Source organism: Kriegella aquimaris (assembly GCF_900103215.1).
GTDB classification, from domain to species: domain Bacteria; phylum Bacteroidota; class Bacteroidia; order Flavobacteriales; family Flavobacteriaceae; genus Kriegella; species Kriegella aquimaris.
In genome coordinates this window covers 1-18,892 of record NZ_FNGV01000016.1, presented here as the reverse complement: position 1 = coordinate 18,892, position 18,892 = coordinate 1, and the positions used below count along the sequence as shown (strand labels likewise).

General features: G+C 39.2%; 17 protein-coding genes and 1 tRNA gene. 8 read left to right on the top strand and 10 right to left on the bottom strand.

Annotation, left to right across the window (positions count from 1 at the left end; all coding sequences use genetic code 11):
• Positions 1-194: 194 nt before the first annotated feature.
• On the bottom strand, positions 195-581 hold the full coding sequence (gene rpsI / locus BLS33_RS21180) for a 30S ribosomal protein S9 (protein WP_089894675.1): 387 nt from the start codon (positions 579-581) through the stop codon (positions 195-197).
• Complete coding sequence (gene rplM / locus BLS33_RS21175; RefSeq protein ID WP_089894672.1) at positions 581-1,036, bottom strand: 50S ribosomal protein L13; 456 nt, start codon at positions 1,034-1,036, stop codon at positions 581-583. The genes rpsI and rplM overlap by 1 nt, the downstream gene beginning before the upstream one ends.
• 334 nt (positions 1,037-1,370) lie before the next feature.
• On the opposite strand from rplM, the gene BLS33_RS21165 reads away from it, so the two are divergent.
• On the top strand, positions 1,371-1,868 hold the full coding sequence (locus BLS33_RS21165) for a lipocalin family protein (protein WP_245731583.1): 498 nt from the start codon (positions 1,371-1,373) through the stop codon (positions 1,866-1,868).
• Between the two features lie 90 nt (positions 1,869-1,958).
• Here the strand turns inward: BLS33_RS21165 and BLS33_RS21160 are convergent, their stop codons facing one another.
• The 3 genes from BLS33_RS21160 to BLS33_RS21150 form a co-directional block, all read right to left on the bottom strand.
• A complete protein-coding gene (locus tag BLS33_RS21160; RefSeq protein ID WP_089894660.1) occupies positions 1,959-2,306 on the bottom strand; it encodes a T9SS type A sorting domain-containing protein in 348 nt (115 codons plus the stop codon).
• 103 nt (positions 2,307-2,409) lie between these two features.
• Positions 2,410-5,250 carry a DNA polymerase I gene (gene polA / locus BLS33_RS21155; protein ID WP_089894658.1) on the bottom strand — a complete coding sequence of 947 codons (2,841 nt, stop codon included), beginning with the start codon at positions 5,248-5,250 and terminating at the stop codon, positions 2,410-2,412.
• Between the two features lie 43 nt (positions 5,251-5,293).
• Entirely contained in the window at positions 5,294-6,289 is a 996-nt protein-coding gene (locus BLS33_RS21150) for an isoaspartyl peptidase/L-asparaginase family protein (RefSeq protein ID WP_089894655.1), read from the bottom strand.
• 41 nt (positions 6,290-6,330) lie between these two features.
• Here BLS33_RS21150 and BLS33_RS21145 point away from each other — a divergent pair, with 41 nt between their 5' ends.
• From BLS33_RS21145 to BLS33_RS21135, 3 genes are all read left to right on the top strand, one after another.
• On the top strand, positions 6,331-7,065 hold the full coding sequence (locus tag BLS33_RS21145; protein ID WP_089894651.1) for a copper homeostasis protein CutC: 735 nt from the start codon (positions 6,331-6,333) through the stop codon (positions 7,063-7,065).
• Positions 7,066-7,109: 44 nt separating this feature from the next.
• Positions 7,110-8,339: a metallophosphoesterase gene (locus BLS33_RS21140; protein ID WP_089894648.1), complete on the top strand. Its 1,230-nt coding sequence runs from the start codon at positions 7,110-7,112 to the stop codon at positions 8,337-8,339.
• Positions 8,340-8,433: 94 nt separating this feature from the next.
• Positions 8,434-8,730 carry a thioredoxin family protein gene (locus BLS33_RS21135; RefSeq protein ID WP_089894645.1) on the top strand — a complete coding sequence of 99 codons (297 nt, stop codon included), beginning with the start codon at positions 8,434-8,436 and terminating at the stop codon, positions 8,728-8,730.
• Between the two features lie 145 nt (positions 8,731-8,875).
• Here the strand turns inward: BLS33_RS21135 and BLS33_RS21130 are convergent, their stop codons facing one another.
• On the bottom strand, positions 8,876-12,238 hold the full coding sequence (locus BLS33_RS21130) for a glycosyltransferase family 117 protein (RefSeq protein WP_089894642.1): 3,363 nt from the start codon (positions 12,236-12,238) through the stop codon (positions 8,876-8,878).
• Positions 12,239-12,518: 280 nt separating this feature from the next.
• Here BLS33_RS21130 and BLS33_RS21125 point away from each other — a divergent pair.
• A tRNA-Gln gene (locus tag BLS33_RS21125) sits at positions 12,519-12,590 on the top strand.
• Between the two features lie 165 nt (positions 12,591-12,755).
• On the opposite strand, the gene BLS33_RS24970 is transcribed toward BLS33_RS21125, so the two are convergent.
• From BLS33_RS24970 to BLS33_RS21115, 3 genes are all read right to left on the bottom strand, one after another.
• Positions 12,756-12,920, bottom strand: a complete 165-nt coding sequence (locus tag BLS33_RS24970) for a hypothetical protein (RefSeq protein ID WP_176801476.1) — start codon at positions 12,918-12,920, stop codon at positions 12,756-12,758.
• A gap of 208 nt (positions 12,921-13,128) precedes the next feature.
• Entirely contained in the window at positions 13,129-14,628 is a 1,500-nt protein-coding gene (locus tag BLS33_RS21120) for a toll/interleukin-1 receptor domain-containing protein (RefSeq protein WP_089894640.1), read from the bottom strand.
• 114 nt (positions 14,629-14,742) lie between these two features.
• Complete coding sequence (locus BLS33_RS21115; protein WP_089894638.1) at positions 14,743-14,961, bottom strand: hypothetical protein; 219 nt, start codon at positions 14,959-14,961, stop codon at positions 14,743-14,745.
• Positions 14,962-15,464: 503 nt separating this feature from the next.
• Here BLS33_RS21115 and BLS33_RS21110 point away from each other — a divergent pair.
• Together BLS33_RS21110 and BLS33_RS21105 are read left to right on the top strand one after the other, a co-directional pair.
• Positions 15,465-15,920, top strand: a complete 456-nt coding sequence (locus BLS33_RS21110) for a helix-turn-helix domain-containing protein (protein ID WP_089894635.1) — start codon at positions 15,465-15,467, stop codon at positions 15,918-15,920.
• Positions 15,910-16,473 (top strand): PIN domain-containing protein, encoded by a 564-nt coding sequence (locus BLS33_RS21105; protein WP_089894633.1) that lies wholly within the window; start codon positions 15,910-15,912, stop codon positions 16,471-16,473. Before BLS33_RS21110 ends, BLS33_RS21105 begins: the two co-directional genes overlap by 11 nt.
• Positions 16,474-16,686: 213 nt before the next feature.
• On the opposite strand, the gene BLS33_RS21100 is transcribed toward BLS33_RS21105, so the two are convergent.
• Positions 16,687-17,610 (bottom strand): outer membrane protein assembly factor BamD, encoded by a 924-nt coding sequence (locus BLS33_RS21100; protein WP_089894630.1) that lies wholly within the window; start codon positions 17,608-17,610, stop codon positions 16,687-16,689.
• A 1,094-nt stretch (positions 17,611-18,704) separates the two neighbouring features.
• On the opposite strand from BLS33_RS21100, the gene BLS33_RS21085 reads away from it, so the two are divergent.
• Positions 18,705-18,892 (top strand): hypothetical protein (locus BLS33_RS21085; RefSeq protein ID WP_143017637.1); only part of this gene is annotated, 188 nt, incomplete at its 3' end.

Sequence of the window (18,892 nt, the reverse complement as noted above, 5' to 3'; positions counted from 1 at the left end):
TAAACTAACGGGGCCTAAAGATAACAAGAGTTATGTTTGTGGTCTCCCGAAGCTTGCTCGATTTGCATCGAGATTGCTTTTTTAATTGTCCCTATTTAAAAAAGGACTTTCAATGAACTTGTTTTATACTGAACTCGTTTCAGTATTTGAGCAATATATAGGTAATATGCCGAAATGATTCGACAAATAAAATACTATCGTTTTGAGAACTGGAATTTTTTACGGGCTTTTTTCTGTCCGAATTTCTTACGTTCCACCATTCTTGGATCACGTGTCAAAAGACCTTCTGGCTTAAGTACCAATCTGTTTTCAGCATCAACTTCACACATCGCCCTTGATAAAGCAAGACGAATAGCCTCTGCTTGACCAGTAATTCCACCGCCATAAACATTGACATTCACATCATAAGTTTCCTCGTTGCTGGTCAAGGCAAAAGGTTGTTTTACTTTATACTGCAAAGTTGCAGTTGGGAAGTAATCATTGATGTCTCTTTGGTTTATCGTAATGCTTCCGTTTCCTTGAGAAACATAAACACGGGCCACAGCAGTTTTTCTTCTGCCGATTTTATGAATGGTTTCCATTACTTAAATTCTTTTAAATTGATTTCCGTTGGCTTCTGGGCTTCTTGGTTGTGCTCTGTACCTGCATATACTTTCAGGTTTCTAAAAAGATCTGCTCCCAATTTATTCTTTGGCAACATTCCTTTGATAGCTTTTTCAACTATGCGTCCCGGATTCTTCTCCAACAATTCTTTAACTGTGGTTGAACGTTGTCCACCTGGATAGCCAGTATACCTTAAGTAGGTTTTGTCATCCCACTTATTGCCGGACAAAACGATTTTTTCGGCATTGATAACAACTACATTATCGCCACAATCAACGTGCGGTGTAAAATTTGGCTTATGCTTTCCTCTAAGCAATTTTGCTACTTTAGAGGCCATACGGCCTAAAGTTTCTCCTTCTGCATTAACCAACAACCATTGTTTGTCAACGGTAGCCTTATTGGCCGAAACAGTTTTATAACTCAATGTGTCCACTACTGCTATTTTAAATGTTTAATACTCCAATCCCCATAAATGGGCTGCAAATGTACAACTATTAAGTTGAAATACAAATGGTTGTTTTTGATTATTTTTAGTTTTTTAAGAAGTATTTGGTTAATCCATTTTCTGAATCGTTACACTTTTAATTATATAAGGCTGGTCGAAGAATACGCTGCTCTGGTTTTTATGTTTCGTAATGATGGTACGAAAAAGAAACGCGGTTTTGTGGGCTACGCCCTCACATTGTAGTGAAAAAGTTAGAATGTTTTGGTCATCTGAAAAAATCACCGCATATTGCGTTTTATATTTAATTCGAAATTTAGGTGTTATGAAATACAGTGCATTGCTTCTTATGGTCTTTAGTATTTTTTTATTTTCCTGTTCATCGGATAAGGAAGATGAAACTATGGAAGAGGAAAATAACATAGTCGGTACATGGCAGGCGACGGAATTGAAAATCGATGATGGAACAGCAGGCGATGATGCGAAATTCGGAAAACAAATTCTTGATATACTGACAAGTAATGATTGTTATATCATAACATTTGCATTTAAAGAGGATAAAAGTGTGGTAGCGGAGAATTCAGTAAACTACCTTGAATTCAATGCCTCTTCCACAGGGCAATTGGTTCCGTGTCCTACTGAAAAAGATGCCGATACCGGTACGTACACATTTGAGAATAGTCTACTAACGATTGTCGATAGTGAGGGTGAGAAAATAGAGGTAACTGTCGTGGTCGATGGGGATATAATGACTTTAGATGCAGGGGATTTAGATGTTCCGAACTTCAATTCAGATGGAGAACTTGTCTTTGAAAGAATATAAGGTCGTTAAGTTGTTTTAACGCTTTACATCTACATTAGGTAGTACTTTCGTTCCTGTTCTGAAGTAATGACTTTGGTAATTATCCTAGGTTTAGCGTTTGTAAAATTTTGTTTTTACATTTTGCTCCTGCGAATGAATGGCAACCATATAAATGCCTGCTTCGAGCGTGGAAATAGGAATGTTCACTGCATTGTTTCTAATTTCCCAATGATAGGAAAGCAAAAGATTTCCATACATATCTGAAATCAGAATTTCTGCTTTTGCACTGTTTTTGAGTCCAAGAATATTTACCACATTGGTCGCTGGATTGGGGAAAACTTTGACTTTGGTCTGGGTTGTGCCAACCTTTTCTGAAGATGTCGTCTGTCTTGTATCACTTTGTGCATGGCAGTAAAAACTGCCCGCAAAAAGAACAAGTAGAAAAAGTATATTTTTCATAAGACAATGGGTTGATAGGGCGCAATACGCTGCTATAGGCCAAAATTAAGTCAGTTAGTGGGTTAATTGCAATTAAATGTTGTGAAACGAGCTTTTGAGTGGGTCAGTGGGCCATAAGCCAGTTGTCACCCAAACCGACCTCGACATCTAGAGGTACGGAAAGCTGGTAGGCATTTTCCATTTCTGATTTAATAAGCGTTTTCATTTCATCGAGTTCCGTTTTCGGCACATCGAATACCAATTCATCATGCACTTGTAAAAGCATTTTGGTCTTATATCCGCCTTGGGTCAGTTTTTTGTGAATATTGATCATGGCTATCTTAATGATATCGGCGGCACTACCTTGAATCGGTGCATTTACTGCGTTTCGTTCGGCGGCCCCTCGTACTACGGCATTTCGGGAGTTGATGTCTTTTAAATACCGGCGGCGCCCTAAAACAGTCTGTACATAGCCATTATCACGTGCAAAATCAACCAATTCGCTCATGTAATTACGTAGTTTCGGATACGTCTGGTAATAGGTATCGATCAATTCTTTGGCTTCTGAGCGTGAAAGATCGGTCTGGTTGCTCAATCCGAAAGCGGAAACGCCGTAAATTATTCCGAAGTTCACTGTTTTGGCATTGCTTCGTTGTTCACGGGTTACTTCTGAAATAGGCACATTAAAAACCTTTGCTGCTGTAGAGGCGTGAATATCTTCTCCGTTTTTAAATGCGTCGATCATTGTAGTTTCTTGGCTGAGGGCGGCAATGATGCGTAATTCTATCTGTGAATAATCGGCAGCTAAAAGGGTGTAATTCTCATTTCTTGGTATAAAAGCCTTTCGTACTTGACGGCCACGTTCGGTACGAATCGGGATATTTTGTAAATTCGGATTGTTGCTTGACAGTCTGCCGGTGGCAGCTACCGTTTGCATATAATCGGTATGTACCCGGCCTGTAGTTGGTTCTACTTGTTCGGGTAAAGCATCTACATAAGTGCTTTTTAATTTTGATAAACCGCGAAACTCAAGTACATCGCGAATAATTTGATGGTCTTTAGCCAAGTACGAGAGTACATCTTCGGCTGTGGAATATTGCCCTGTTTTGGTTTTTTTTGGTTTATCGACAAGCTTCATTTTGTCAAATAAAATTTCACCGAGTTGTTTTGGGGAGGCGATATTGAACTGTTCTCCAGCCGTTTCGTAGATTTGGATTTCCAAATTTTTAATGTCATTGTCCAAATCTTTGGCAAGGGATTGCAGAAAATCCTTATCGAGATTGATACCCTCCAATTCCATATCGGCAAGTACCCGTAGCAATGGTACTTCGATGTCTTTAAAAAGGGTTTCGGTATTGGCTTCAGTGAGTTCGGGTCTGAATTTTTGTGCCAATTGATAGGTGATATCGGCGTCTTCAACCGCATATTCGGTCTGTTGCTCCAACGGAACCTGTCGCATCGATAACTGGTTTTTTCCTTTTTTTCCGATAAGTTCAGTAATGGAAACAGGTGTGTAATTCAAGTAAGTTTCCGCCAATACATCCATATTATGCCGCATATCGGGATTGATCAAATAGTGGGCCAACATAGTATCGAATAAGGTGCCTTTGACTTCGATATCATATTTTTTCAGAACCTTAATGTCATATTTTAAGTTTTGCCCTATTTTTTCTATTTGTTCAGACTCAAAAAAGGGTCGTAATTCTTCGATTAGTTGCTGTGCTTCCTGAATGTTTTCTGGAAAAGCCACATAAAAGCCCTTTCCTGCTTCCCAAGAAAAAGCAATCCCAACCAATTGTGCCGTAATCGGATCAAGACCCGTGGTCTCGGTATCAAAGCATACTGAAGTTTGTTTCATCAGTTGCTGAATAAATAGTTTTAGGGCCATACCCGCGGCAACGCTTTGATACACGTGGGGTGTGGTTTTGATTGTTTTTCTTCCCGTATCGGATGTTATGGTTTTTGATGCACTTGCGCCATCTCCTCCAAATAAGGAAAACTGTCCGGCACCTGCAGTACTTTTATTGCTTGGTTTGGCTGTAGGTTTTGTTTCTGAGGATGTGTCATTGGCAGTGGTTTCTTCTGAAGCGAAGGTTTTAAGAAAATTATCCAACAACCTTCTGAATTCAAGCTCTTGGAAGATTTCCGTTACTTTTTCGACATCGGGAGCACACATTTCAAAGTCGGCTTCGTCAAATTCAACGGGTACATCGAGCATTATTTTGGCTAGTTCTTTGGACAGGATGCCAAGCTCTGCATTGGCCTCTATCTTTTCTTTCATTTTTCCCTTTAGTTCATGGGTGTTCGCGAGCAAACCTTCCATGCTTCCGTACGCGGCAAGGAATTTCTTGGCGGTTTTTTCTCCCACTCCGGGAAGTCCCGGGATATTGTCAACGGAGTCACCCATCATTCCTAGAAAATCGATGACCTGTTCAGGTCGCTCCACCTCGAATTTTTTCTGGACTTCAGGAATGCCCCAAGTTTCATAACCGCCACCGAACATTGGGCGATACATGAAAATATTCTCGCTAACCAATTGTGCGAAATCTTTGTCAGGGGTAACCATAAATGTTCGATAGCCTTGTTTTTCGGCTTTTTTGGATAAGGTTCCGATGATATCATCGGCTTCATACCCTTCTTTCACGATTACCGGAATGCACATGGCATTCAAGATTTTCTCGATATAAGGTATGGCTAATCGAATGCCTTCGGGGGTTTCATCACGATTGGCTTTGTAATCTTCGAACATTTCGACCCGTGAGACACTGCCGCCACGATCAAAACATACCGCTAAGTGGTCAGGGCGTTCACGTTTTATGACGTCCAGTAAAGAGTTCGTAAAGCCTAAAATAGCCGAGGTGTCCATGCCTTTTGAATTGATACGCGGATTTTTGATAAAAGCGTAGTATCCTCTAAAAATTAGGGCGTAGGCGTCAAGTAAAAAGAGTCTCTTTTGTTCTGGCATCGTATGTTTTTTCCTGAGTTAAAATGCAATTTTGATTATGGTATTATCCTTTCATGAAGGATCCCGCCGGGTGGTTGATCTGTCCTTCTTCGGTATATTGACTATAGGTAAATCCCGGATGAACGCAGTAACCTCCTGTTTCCCCTTTTTTGTTGATGGCTAGGAAACCTATCTGAAAATCATCGCGGTCTTTGTTTTTTTCCATGATGCGTCTTACGCCTTCTTTACAAGCTTCTTCGGGTGACTTACCCTGTCGCATAAGCTCAACGATTAGAAAACTGCCCACAGTGCGAACGACTTCTTCCCCGACACCGGTTGCCGTGGCGCCACCAATTTCGTTATCAATAAAGAGACCGGCGCCGATAATCGGGGAATCACCTACACGCCCTGCAAATTTGTAGGCCATTCCACTTGTTGTGCAAGCTCCGGCAATATCACCGTTCTTGTCGATCGCTAACATTCCTATGGTGTCATGGTTTTCGATATTAATAATCGTTTCGTATTTCGACGTCTTTTTCCATTCGAGCCATTGCTGTTTTGATTTTTCTGTAAGTAGGTCCTCTTTTTTAAAACCTTGCTCATATGCAAATTTTTCGGCTCCTTTGCCCGCTAGCATCACATGTGGGGTTTCTTCCATGACCTTGCGGGCCACCGAAACGGGATGAGCAATATTTTGCATGCAAAGTACGGCGCCGCAATTGCTGTCCTTATCCATAATGCATGCATCTAAAGTGACGTTACCGTCTCTGTCAGGGCGGCCGCCCTTTCCGACGGTTTGGTTGTCTACATTGGCTTCCTCGACCATGACACCTTGTTCTACGGCATCGAGCGAATTGCCGCCATCCTTAAGAACTTCCCAGGCCTTTGCCGTAGCATTGTGGAAATTCCACGTACATACAGCAACAGGTCTTATTATTTTTTCTTCAATTGTATCAGTTGCTAATTTCGTATTGCTTTCGTTACAGGAAGCGAGTAGGGGAGCGGAAATCAGGCCAGCTGCGCCTGTTGTGGAATTTTTTAAAAACTTTCTTCGTTTCATGAAAAAGGGATGCTTAATTTTAGGGTTTAAATATACTCAATATGATTGTAGAAGTATGTGCCAATTCGCTTGAATCTGCCTTGAATGCACAAAAATCGGGGGCCGATAGAATTGAGCTATGCTCTGAGTTAGGTGTGGGCGGAATCACACCCTCGTATGGCCTACTCAAAATGGCAAGACAGCATATCGCTATTCCCGTTCATGTTCTGATACGTCCGAGAAGTGGTGATTTCACCTATTCTGACATAGAATTTGAAGTCATGAAAAGAAATATCGAACTATGTGTTGAACTGGGTTTTGATGGTATTGTTTCTGGAGTCCTATTTGCGGATGGCACACTCGATGTAGAACGAACAAAAGAATTGTTGCGCATATCTGCCCCTTTAAAATTCACCTTTCATCGTGCTTTCGATTGGGTGAAAAACCCTTTAGAGACTTTAAGACAATTGGAAGGAATTGGAGTAGACACTATTTTAACATCAGGACAACAAAAATCGGCATTTGAAGGACTTGATTTATTGTCGGAACTACATCAAAGAACTTCAAAAACTACCATCATGCCAGGTTCGGGTATCAACCCGGACAACGTGCATCATTTTATTTCAGGGGGCTTTAGGGCCGTACATCTTTCAGGCAGCAAATTTGAAAAGCGAATCGACACTACTCCAAAGGTATCAATGAATTCACCATCGTTCTTAAAAGACGATGCCATTGCGATTACAGATGGTTCAATTATTGGTCGTGTAGTCGATTCCGTTATAACTAATAGTAATTAGATCGTGAAATGGCCGACTAATGAAATATATTTGTAAAAAGTAATATGTTACGTTGGTTTGTTTTTGTTCTTGTTTATGGTATACTAAGTTTTTATGTGCTTCAAGCCTTAAGAACTGTCACGAGATACCAATGGGTCTATTATTTGGCAGCAGCGGTTTCGTTATTGGTGCTTTGTAATTTTATCTATCAATTTGCCTTTGGCGATACACCAGGTCGGGTATTGAGTCGGCCGAAAAGTTATGCTTTTGGCTTTTTACTCGCCTTTTTGGCTTTCGAGCTTATTGCGATTGTCTTCCTTTTTTCTGAAGACCTTTTTCGCGTGGTTAGTGGAGCCTATTATAAAATTTCTGGTTCATCGGATGCTTTTACCCTCCCGGCAAGAAGAAGGTTTCTCAGCCTTATCGGTCTTGGTCTTGCGACCATTCCCTTTGGTGCGTTGCTTTATGGAATGTATAAAGGTAAATACAACTACAAGGTTTTGAAATACAGTTTAGAATTCGATGATTTACCCGATGCCTTCGATGGGTATCAGATTACACAAATATCCGATGTTCATAGCGGTAGTTTCGACAATAGAAAGGAAATAGAATATGCCGTGGACCTGGTCAACCAACAAAATAGCGATGTCATATTTTTTACTGGTGACTTGGTCAATAATAAGACAGAGGAGATGCAGCCTTGGGCCTCCCTTTTTTCTACGTTGGAGGCTAAAGATGGTGTGTTTTCTATTTTAGGAAATCATGATTACGGAGATTATGTAGATTGGGAATCCGAAGAAATAAAATTCCAAAACCTTGAAGATTTAAAATTACTTCAAAAGAATATGGGATTTGATTTGTTGTTGAACGAAAGCCGTTACCTTGAGAAAGGGAAAGATAAAATTGCACTTGTCGGTGTTGAAAATTGGGGGAGGGGCGGATTTAAAAAAGCCGGCGATTTGAAAAAGGCCAGTGCCACAATTGCTGAAAACGATTTTAAAATACTATTGAGTCACGACCCATCACATTGGGAAGACATAGTGATTCATGACGATTATCACTATCACTTAACGCTCAGTGGCCATACCCATGGCATGCAATTCGGTATCGAAATTCCTGGATGGGTAAAATGGAGCCCTGTTAAATGGCGCTATAAATATTGGGCAGGTATTTATGAGGAAATGGGACAATATATTAATGTCAATCGAGGATTCGGCTTTTTGGGCTACCCAGGAAGGGTTGGTATTTGGCCTGAAATCACCGTAATAACCCTAAGAAAAAAGGCCTTAACGTAAGCCGTCACATTTTATAATTTTTTACAATTGTGGGTGGCTTACTTGTTTTTTGACAATTTTTACTACATTTGGCGCATAACCCAAAGCTATACATATGTCTAAATTTGGTGAACTTATAGAAGGAAGCATTCCGGTGCTGTTGGACTTTTATGCTGAATGGAACGAACAATCGACCTCAATGCACGCCGTTTTACGCGATGTAGCAGCGGCTCTTGGTGATAAGGGCAAGGTTATCAAAATAGACGTAGATAAGAACCAAGAACTTTCCCAAGCGTTACGGGTCAAAGGGTTGCCTACGCTCATGATCTACAAAAAAGGAGAAATGGTCTGGCGCCAAAGTGGCGAACAAGATGCCAATACCCTTATTGGAATACTAAACGAATACGTTTAAAAATATTCTAAATCGCTTTGCTTGTAGCATCTGCAACCAAGGCTTTAGGTCTGAAGTTATTGCAAGCAGAACGAAGTATACTTTCTATTTTACGTTTCAGAGCACTGCACCAGATTTTTTCACTTCGCTCTTGAAGACAATTCTTTTAATTCCCTTCCGGTACTGAACCACTCTCCAATAACTCTCCTTCAGTCGATGTAGCATCGATGGCCGAAGTATCAGAAATAGGTAAGGTGTCGACCATATCCGGATTGCTTACCGGTGCCTGTGGCGGAGGTATATCGTCCATCAACTCATCTTTGTAAAAATGACTGAACTTGTCGATATACTCATTGAAAATCAAAGTTTCCTTTTCGGCAATCTCGCGGTCATTATTGGTGATAAGAATGTCGATGTTTCTGCGATACCCCTGCATGTCGGCTATAATATCATCAATACGGTCGTATTGTTGGTCTAACGTCACGCTGGCATAATACTCGAGCCGCTCTTGGTACTTGTTTTTTAATTTTTCAAAAAGCTCGCGGCCTTTGGTTGACTCACCTACCTTGTAATAACCATCAACAAAAGGTTCTACGAAAGTATAGTAGCCGTAATAATCGACTGGCATATTAGTCATCGCAATTTCGATAACGTCTTTGGCTTTGTCGATTTTGTTCTCTTCAATCAATTTCTCCATCAATCGTGCAAGATTGCTACGTAATGAAAGTCCTTGAATTCTAGTCTGTGGATCGTGGTAAATATCCGGACTTCCCGAATTGCCCCAATCCCATTTCTTTACGATGCCGTACATGAGTTCGGTATCGATACGGCCCATTTCAAACGAACTTCTCCGCTCGGTCTTTATAGGGACCAGCTTATAGGCCAGTCCGTCTAGTTGCAGATAGTCTTTCATCCAAATGTACTCAGCGTCGTCAAAACTTCCACCCGAGAAATACAAAGGTCTTTTCCAATCATTGTTGGCCAAAATATCCAACATCATCATGCTCTTTTTTGTAATCGCACTTTGTGGTAGGTCGATATCGATATAATCTACGATTAGGGCTGAATCTTTTTCTTTGACCAAACCACTTTCAAGAACGTTTTTCTTGTTGACGGGAACCCTGATTTTATTTGTGGGGTAAAATACTATGTTCTGGCTATTTTCAGAATATTCTGATAAATCGGCGCCTTGTTGCTGCAGTATATGCTTCAATTTGGTCTGTGGTTTATCGCTATCTATCCAATCGATAAAATCTTGTAATAACCATCTATTTTCTGTAATTCCTTGAAAATAAAGCACGTCTCGAGATCCCCATCGATATTTGTCATGGCTTATCTGTGAGGGTATTGCTTCACTCTCGTAGGCTTTTCGTTTCATCTGATCGATATACCAGTCCGTTTCAAAAAGACTAGTACAAACGACGCGCACATCGGTACGATGGCCTTCTATTTCTTGGGCATACCATAACGGGAAAGTGTCATTATCACCAATGGTGAACAATATGGCACCCACATCTTCTTGGCAAGAATCTAAATACGATTTCGCCGAAGCCCGCGCTGTATAGCGACCTGAGCGATCATGATCGTCCCAATTCTGAAAAGCCATTACCGTAGGAACCGCCAAAAGGCATATAATGGTTACCAAAGGCGCCAGTATTTTAGGGGTAAGCCATTTTTTGAATTCGTCAAAAAGGCCATAAACCCCGATTCCTATCCATAGCGCAAATATATAAAATGAACCCACTAGTGAATAATCTCGTTCCCTAGGCTGAAAAATGGATGGATTGGTATAAAATTGTATGGCAAGGCCAGTAAATAAAAAGAAAATCAAAAGCACCCAAAACTGCTTGGGGTTTTTTGAAATTTGAAAGATAAGGCCGATGATACCGAGTATAAGCGGAAGAAAGAAATAGGTGTTCCGCGCCTTGTTGTCGGCTATATCACTGGGTAAATTATCTTGGCTGCCCAAGCGCCAACTGTCTATAAAACCGATGCCGCTGAGCCAGTTTCCGTTTTCATCATATCTTCCTTGAACATCATTTGTTTTTCCTGTAAAATTCCACATGAAATAGCGCCAATACATATATCCGAATTGAAATTCGACCATATACTGAATATTCTGCCAAACCGATGGTGGCTGAACTTCTAAATACTCATTGAATCGTCTCAAAAAGCTGATATACTGCTCGGCATCTATTTCTCCGTTGGCATAGCCGGTTTTTACTTGATTGACCGCTTTGCGGAGCTCTTCGTTCGATTGTTTCATCTTAAATTCGAGCGGACCAAAATAGCGCATGTAGTTTTCTGCATTTTGACTGCTCCACATACGTGGTAGTATGCCTACATGCTTGGGGTTCGGACCTTGAAGGGCATTTTTATAATAATTTACGATGACGTATTTTCCCAATTCTTCGTCTTTCTCGTACTTGGGCTTCTCATCTTTGTCTTCCCCTGCGGGCGCGAACATATCTGAATAGTAGGTGCCATAAATGGGGCTATCGACACCAGGATATTGTTCCCGATTGTAATACGCTAAAAGGGCCCGAGCATCAGCAGGATTGTTCTCGTTGATTACTACTTGGGCATTGGCGCGTATTGGTAGCAATATCCATGAAGAAAAACCAAGGAACAAGAACATTAAACAAAGCACAATAGTATTTGCCGTTTTATAATTGTTCTTACGGGTATAGGACAGACCAAAATAAAATGCACCAATAAAAATGAGCCCCATAATAATGCTGCCTGAATTGAAAGGCAGCCCAATATTGTTGATAAAGAAGACTTCGGCCCAACCGAAGAGTTCCAAGACATAGGTCAGCGAAAATTTATAGACCAACATAAGTACCGCGATAACGGCAATATTGGCCAAAAGAAAGTTTTTGACGGTGGTGGTCTTGTATTTTTTGAAAAAATATAACAGCCCTATTGAAGGAATGGCCAAGAAACCCATAAACTGGATACCAAAGGTCAGGCCTACGACAAAAGAAATAAGAACGAGCCAGCGATTTCCTCTGGGGTCATCTAAGTCATCTGTCCATTTAAGCCCAAGCCATAGCAGTAATGCCATAATAAAACTGGCTGTAGCATACACTTCGGTCTCTACTGCGTTGAACCAGAAACTATCGGAATAGGTAAAGGCTAAAGCGCCGACAAGGCCACTACCCAAAACGGCAATTGCTTTGCTATTGGTCAAAGCCCCTTCGGCGGCAATAAGTTTCCGCACAAGGTTGGTGATGGTCCAAAACATACAAAGTATGGTAAAGGCGCTTGAAACACCCGAGACATAGTTTACCATTCGCGCAATCTGATCAGGTTCTAACGCGAACATGGCAAAAAAAGCACCGATCATCTGTAATAGAGGGGCTCCCGGTGGATGACCTACCTGCAATTTCGCAGAAGTTGCGATATATTCTCCCGCATCCCAGAAACTACTTGTGGGCTCAACGGTAATGGTGTACGTAATAAGGGCTATAAAAAAAACAGACCATCCCAAGATGGTATCCCATTTCTCGAAGTTTTTTGAAAACATGCGATCGAAATTTTACCGATGCGGCGAATTTAGTAATTTAAATACATATGGGACAGCATTTTTGATAAACCTTTAACAGGTTTTCTCAACCCATAAGGTGGTAATCATGGGTGTGAGATTCACCCGAAGTAGGTGTCTAGATTAGGAAATGTGAGCGCTAAAGTTGATTTCATAAAAAGATAAATCAGTTATTGTGCTTAAAAATGTTTGTGCAAACCAAACTTTGTTTTAAATTTGCACGCTCAAAATGCTGAACTCGTTTCAGTATGAGATGTGGTAATGGCCTATGGTGTAATTGGCAACACAGCTGGTTTTGGTCCAGTCGTTCTAGGTTCGAGTCCTAGTAGGCCAACTCGGAAAGCCCTTGATTTCATTGAAGTCAGGGGCTTTTTAAATTATTGGGTACAACATAGGTGCAACAAATGAGGATTAAACAACGTATCGTATTTGGCTAATCTTAAAAGCCTTGAATTTTAAGTTGTCCTATTTTTAGGGAAGGCTTCATTTTTAGGGAAGGCTACACTTCTACTAATTCATCACATTTTTTTCTAGCCTCTAAACCAAGTTCCGTATAAACCCTATGAACTTGTATTTGATTACTTTTTTTATACTCAAGATTGCGCAATAAGGTATCCATAATTAAATCATTTATGTGATACTCATGTTTAATCCACTTTTTCATATTCATTATACTTTATTTCTTTTCCCTTTCGTCGCAAACTATACATACTAAATATGTGTGGTTTTTCCGTTTAGGAAATTTGCCACAATGGATTATAGCATGTATTCTTAGACATCGTTATTTTTCAATTTTTGACTTTATCTTTTTTTATTTGAACTAACAAGTCATGAATCCATAAACTGCCTGATCCAATGCCCAAAGGATAGCTTTAATTATGTATCCCTATTAAATTACCAGAATTGGCATCAATAATAGGAGCTCCAGATGAACCTCCAGCTGTGGTATGTGGCATATATACTTGTCTCGTAATTGTAGCTTCTTCAAAATTTGGAACTTTCGAGTCAATCCCTGCAATTCGCATAATTAATAAAGAAGGCTGCCTGCCATAAAGAGAAGCATATGAAAGTGCATATTTATTAGAAAGATCCCAATCAGGCAATTTATTCGATTTATCGTAATCAGTAGGAATTTTTGGTAAATCATCTATGAAATTCTCTTGGACAACATTTTTTATAGGGTTAATTTCTGATCCATGATTTTGATCGTTAATTAGTTCAATCAATTCTTGTGATAATTCCACAACAGCAATTCCACCAGTTTTTTGACGGCTTAAATAAAGAAGTTTGTTAAGTTTAAAATTTTGTTTTGAAATACTTCTAACACTCGGAAAGGAAATTGAATACTTTTTTAAATTATCATCTACATTCGCTTCATCAGGTTTAGAGTATAGATAGCCTAATACATAATTTACTGTTACGAGAACAGGCTCCTCTGACCAATTAGGGTGTAATGCGTTACCATTAATAATGAAACCTGTTCCCATACTGTTATCTTCACTCGTAACAAGAACTACCGAGTTTTGATTTTTATAGGCTATTGAAAACCATAAAGAATCTAATTCAACCGAACTCCGATCTTTATATGTTACGCCAATTCGTAATTGTCTCTTTTGCGTAAGATTTTCAATGTTCCTATTCAGTTTTTCATTTGCTAGTAAAGATTGCTGCCATTGCCAAAAGCCAAACAGGGCCAATGCGGTCATTGTAACTGCAACTATAGAGATAGTAATTAATGATTTTCGTTGTTTGTATTTTTCAATTAGTTTGGCATTTTCATAAGCGGATGTACTTTTGGTAATAAAATCAGCCTGAGTATCCGTTAGATCTGGTGCAGAATAAGATCCACTCGTTCTCCAAATTCTGGCATTTTCTAGCTCTTGGCCACGAAGTAACAATTCATCAGGTTTATTTTTTTGAAGCCAATTCTTAGCTAATATATTTAATCGAGTATGTTCGCGAACCCATTCTATGTCAATTTTAATGGTTATAGAAAGATTTTTAAGTGCTTCTCCAAAACTTTTGTTTGTAAAAAAGCAATAGTTCAATTTGGAAATAAAAGTTGGTATCTTAATATTTTTAATTTCGGTAAATACTATTGGGATAATTCTCTTATTTAATTTCAATGCCTCCTGAAGTTCCCAAATAACATGGCTAGATTTTACACTTTCAGATGAAATTATAAGTATGACTATATCTACGGAATGAATTATATTTTTTAGTCTTTTTTGCCACTCCTCACCAAAAACAATGTCTTCCTTATCTATTAAAATACTGAACCCACATGCCTCGAGTCCAGCAGTTAACTCATTTATGAAAAGAGAATCTTCTCGCGAGTATGAAATAAATATTTTTAAGGTATTTGATTCCATTCTTAGATATTAGTGAAACTCTATATTGGAGTAAATACTAACTATAAGTTTTAACTTGTGATTAATTGTATTGTTCCTTAAAACAGATAGTTTACACAAGTTATAGATTAGAATTTACACTAATTTAGTTTCTAACCTTACTGATTGTTCTTTAGTTCTTGATTCATTTTCATTAAAGTATCCTAAAAATACATTTCTATTATAGACTCTCCAAATACCGTTTCCCATTTCCATAGCATCGATATATTTTCCCTCTAAAGATGCCGACAAGTATACCCCATTATAGGCCCACCATCTTACAAATCCATTCTTAGTTACTTTTAAAGCCTTCATTTTAGGGTCATAATCAAAGTGGGGTTTTTTTCTGGGAATAATCTTATAGAAAAATCATTTATAGAGGCAAGAGTTTGTGAAAGATACCGCCAGTAATATACGCGGAACTTAATTCTTTTGGGGCTAGCCTCAAAAGAATTAAAAACAATAACTTTAATGAAGTTTTAGAAAACTAAGGAGTTCTAACTAGGGTAAGCTTACATGTCATTTTATTTATTCAATTTGCAACTAATGGTTTAGCCATGAACAGTTCGCGAGCAACCCAGCGTTTACTTTCCGCCAAGCCCTTAGCAAAAGCTTTTGATTCTGATTTGCTTTTTTTGTCTTAAGCAAAATCCTAAAGATTTTGCGACCTCATAAATATACAGGACCTCGGCGTATTAGGCCAAACCTCACATTTATTATAAGCATTGTTTTCATTAGTTTTTAATTTTAACATTTCAAATGTAAGCTTGTTTCGTTTATTTCGTTTAATATTGTAAAGAAGAAAACTCATAAACCAAATGGAAACTTACAATAACGTTAATAAAGCCTCAAAAGAGGAGCAAAAGGTTGCGATTCAATCTTATGATGCTCTTTCGTCTGTGATTAAGGAATTAAAGTCTAATAATCCTGAAATTGAGATAGATGAGACCCAGGAAAGAATTAAAATTCCATTAAGCGCATTGAAACTTTTAGGAGAGATTTTAGAAGCAATGGGTAAAGGTAAACCATTTTCTTTGGTGCCAATTGCAACAGAAGTTACGACGCAAAAGGCAGCTGAAATTTTAGGTTGTTCTAGACCTCATTTTGTTAAACTTTTAGAAGAAGGAAAAATCGATTTTACTAAAGTTGGAAAACATCGTAGAGTTAAGTTTGAAGATGTAATGAAACATAAGAGGAAAATGAAAGAAGCTCAGAAAAAGCATATTATTGAAATTATGCAGTCTGACGAAGAAATCGGACTGTATGATACATAGTGTTCGCTTTATTTGTGTCTTAGATACAAATGTTATTTATCCGATTGAGATAAGAGATTTACTTTTTTGGTTTGCTCATTATGATTTATATACTCCTAAATGGAGTGAACATATTTTTGCTGAATGGGCGGATGTTATGAAAAGAAAAGGAGTTTCAGAAGAAGAAATTTCAAAACGTATGACAAGAGCAAATTTGGCATTTCCAGATGCTTTTGTACCTAACTATTCAGGGTTGATTTCTGGATTGAAATTGCCTGACCCAAATGATTGTCATGTGCTGGCCGCAGCAATTAAGACCAATGCTAACGTAATTGTCACAAACAATATTAAAGATTTTCCGAAAGAGTATTTATCATCTTTTGGCCTTTCAGCTAAGACTGCAGATGATTTCTTAACTGACATTATTGACTTAAATCCTGAAGAAGCTGTAAAAGCGTTTAAAGAAATGGTGTTGTATCGCCGGAATCCTGATTTAGATGAGTATGAAGTTTTAGATATACTTAGAAATAGAGGATTAAAAGATTCTGCTGACTTCTTGCATTCGCAACTTTGAGTAAAATTAATGGCAACGTTTTACCTATGAACAGTACGGGAGCAAATTGGCGTTTGCATTCCGCCACGCAAATAGCGAAATCTTTTGGTTTTGTTTTTTCTTTTCCTTGCCAAAGCAAAGCCAGAAGATTTTGCGTAAGTCGCGAGTATCCCTAATCCATTAAATTAAGGCCTTGATGCCCTTTTTGCTATAGCCCTCGTGAACATATGTTATTTATAGGGTTTTGACAAGCACATAATCTTTTTCAAAATCCACAACTTCTAATGAACTTTTGGCTCTACAGTTCCCCAATTTGTATTGAACTTCCGGTCGTCCAAAGTCCTTGTTTTCTCGCTTGAAACAATTAGTTTTTTTTATAACAACATACACTCTCCCACTTTTCAAGTTGTCTTCGCTAGTCTCGAAGCCTAAATTAAAAGGAATTGTTTTAGAATGTGCAAAATCGTTACCGTAATCTGCATAGTTCCCTAAATATGAACCATAATCTTTCCAGCGTCTAAATTCGTAGCGAAGAGTTCCCAGCAATAATAATTTGCCATCGAAATATTGATAAGCCAAAATTGGTGGTAATTCTGGATTTTTAGATTCGGAAGAAATCGAAAGTCTTACTAAAACGTGCTTATTTCCTCTCGTTGCATCACGTAATGAATACTCCCGTCCGTGGTCGTCAAATGACCATCGCTTACCTGTCCAGACTTTCTCAAACCTTAAAGAAAGATCTCCAAACTTTACAGTAGTTGATGGTTTTAATATTTTAAATCCAAGTGCTTTTTTTCTCTCCACTTCAGCTCTTTGTTTTTCGGCCTCTATTTTTCTATTTTCAGTTGCTTTGTCCAATCCTGCAAGTTCTTTAGATGCAGTCTTGAAATAATCTGTGTCAGGGTACTTTGATTGGATTTCTTCGTACTCATTTCTTGCTCCTGAAAAATTTCCGTCCGCAAATAGTTTTTTGGCAGTTAGAATTCTTTGGTCAGGTGTGTTTAGAACATCTGCTAATTCTGTTGAGCAGTTTGTCAATTCCTGTTTTGTTTTTTCTAGTTCGGCTTTGGTTTTCTCTAAGTCTGTTTTCAGTTGTCCGTCCGAACAACCAAGTGTTGCAAAAAAGGCAATAGGAAGAAGTTTGGTTGAAAGTTTCATTCTTGGTTGGTGGTTCTATAATGTATGCTAAATTGTAAATAGTCACTAGTGACTATATTTCTATTTTGTCCAGACCACTAATCTAAGGGATTTTTGATGTTCTCAAAAGTATTTATTGCCACATGGGTGTATATTTCTGTTGTTTGCTAGAGCCATTGCCCAAAAGACCCTGAAACCTTCTTAGCTCGACCCCGCTTACCAACAGGTGCGTGGCAAAGCTATGGTGCAGTACGTGCGGGGTAAAGGTCTGCGCGACCCTTGCCTTTTCTGCCGCCGTGCCTTCACGTTCTTAAGGACACTTTGCGGGCTGTACTTTCGGCCCCCGCGTCCCTCGAACGGATATTCCCGTGGTCTCCCTTCCCGATAATAGGTACGCAGGTCTTTCATTGCCGTACGCGATAAAAGGGTAAACCTGTCCTTGTTGCCCTTTGAGCCCTTCACTCGTACCAACATCCGCTCAAAAGCCCAAGCGGCATAAAATCGTTTGCCCCTTCCTTGTCCAAACAAATATGGATTTTATCTGATATTGTGTAAAAATTTTCTGGGCATTATAGCCCTTGACGTAGCATGTCGTTGCGTTGTTGTATTGACTTGATACATATGCGCATATATACATATTCATATATGCAAATATATTTTTGGCCGAGTTTATTTAAATATATGCCCCAAGCCCCTGCGGAAGTCATGCAATCCTTCCACTGCGATCCTCCCCATACGGACACGCTTCGCCGGTCCTAAGGGCGCGTCTTTCCGTTCCGGTTCTGCACGACCCCCTAGGTGCCGCGCAAAAGAACAAGCGGCGAAAAGACCGCTTGCACTTTTCTCTCCCTGACCACAAAAAAACTGGGAAATTTCCATATTTCCCTAATTTTTCAACACCATATCAGGCCGGATAAATTTCGTATCTGTACCCATATAATTCGATATGGTCCGATATGATATTACGACATAAAATATTGATTATGAGATTATTATAATTCAATTTGATTGTATATATTTATCCACGAAGGTGGATAGCAAGTGATGTTTCGCGCATCGCAAAACCGCCTACTTCTGACGAAGTGAAACCGATTAAAATCGAGTAAAAATAGGCAATGAACAAAGGCGGCAGAAAACGATTGGGGGACAAGAAAAGGATGCATGCCATAACGCTCCGGTTCAATGGTACGGAACTGGAAAAGGTGAAGACCATCCTGCAATCCTATAACCTTGATTTCAAGAAAAGGGGAACGGTCGGCCCTTTCCTAAGAAAGCTTATCCTGGACAGGGAAACGATAATGGA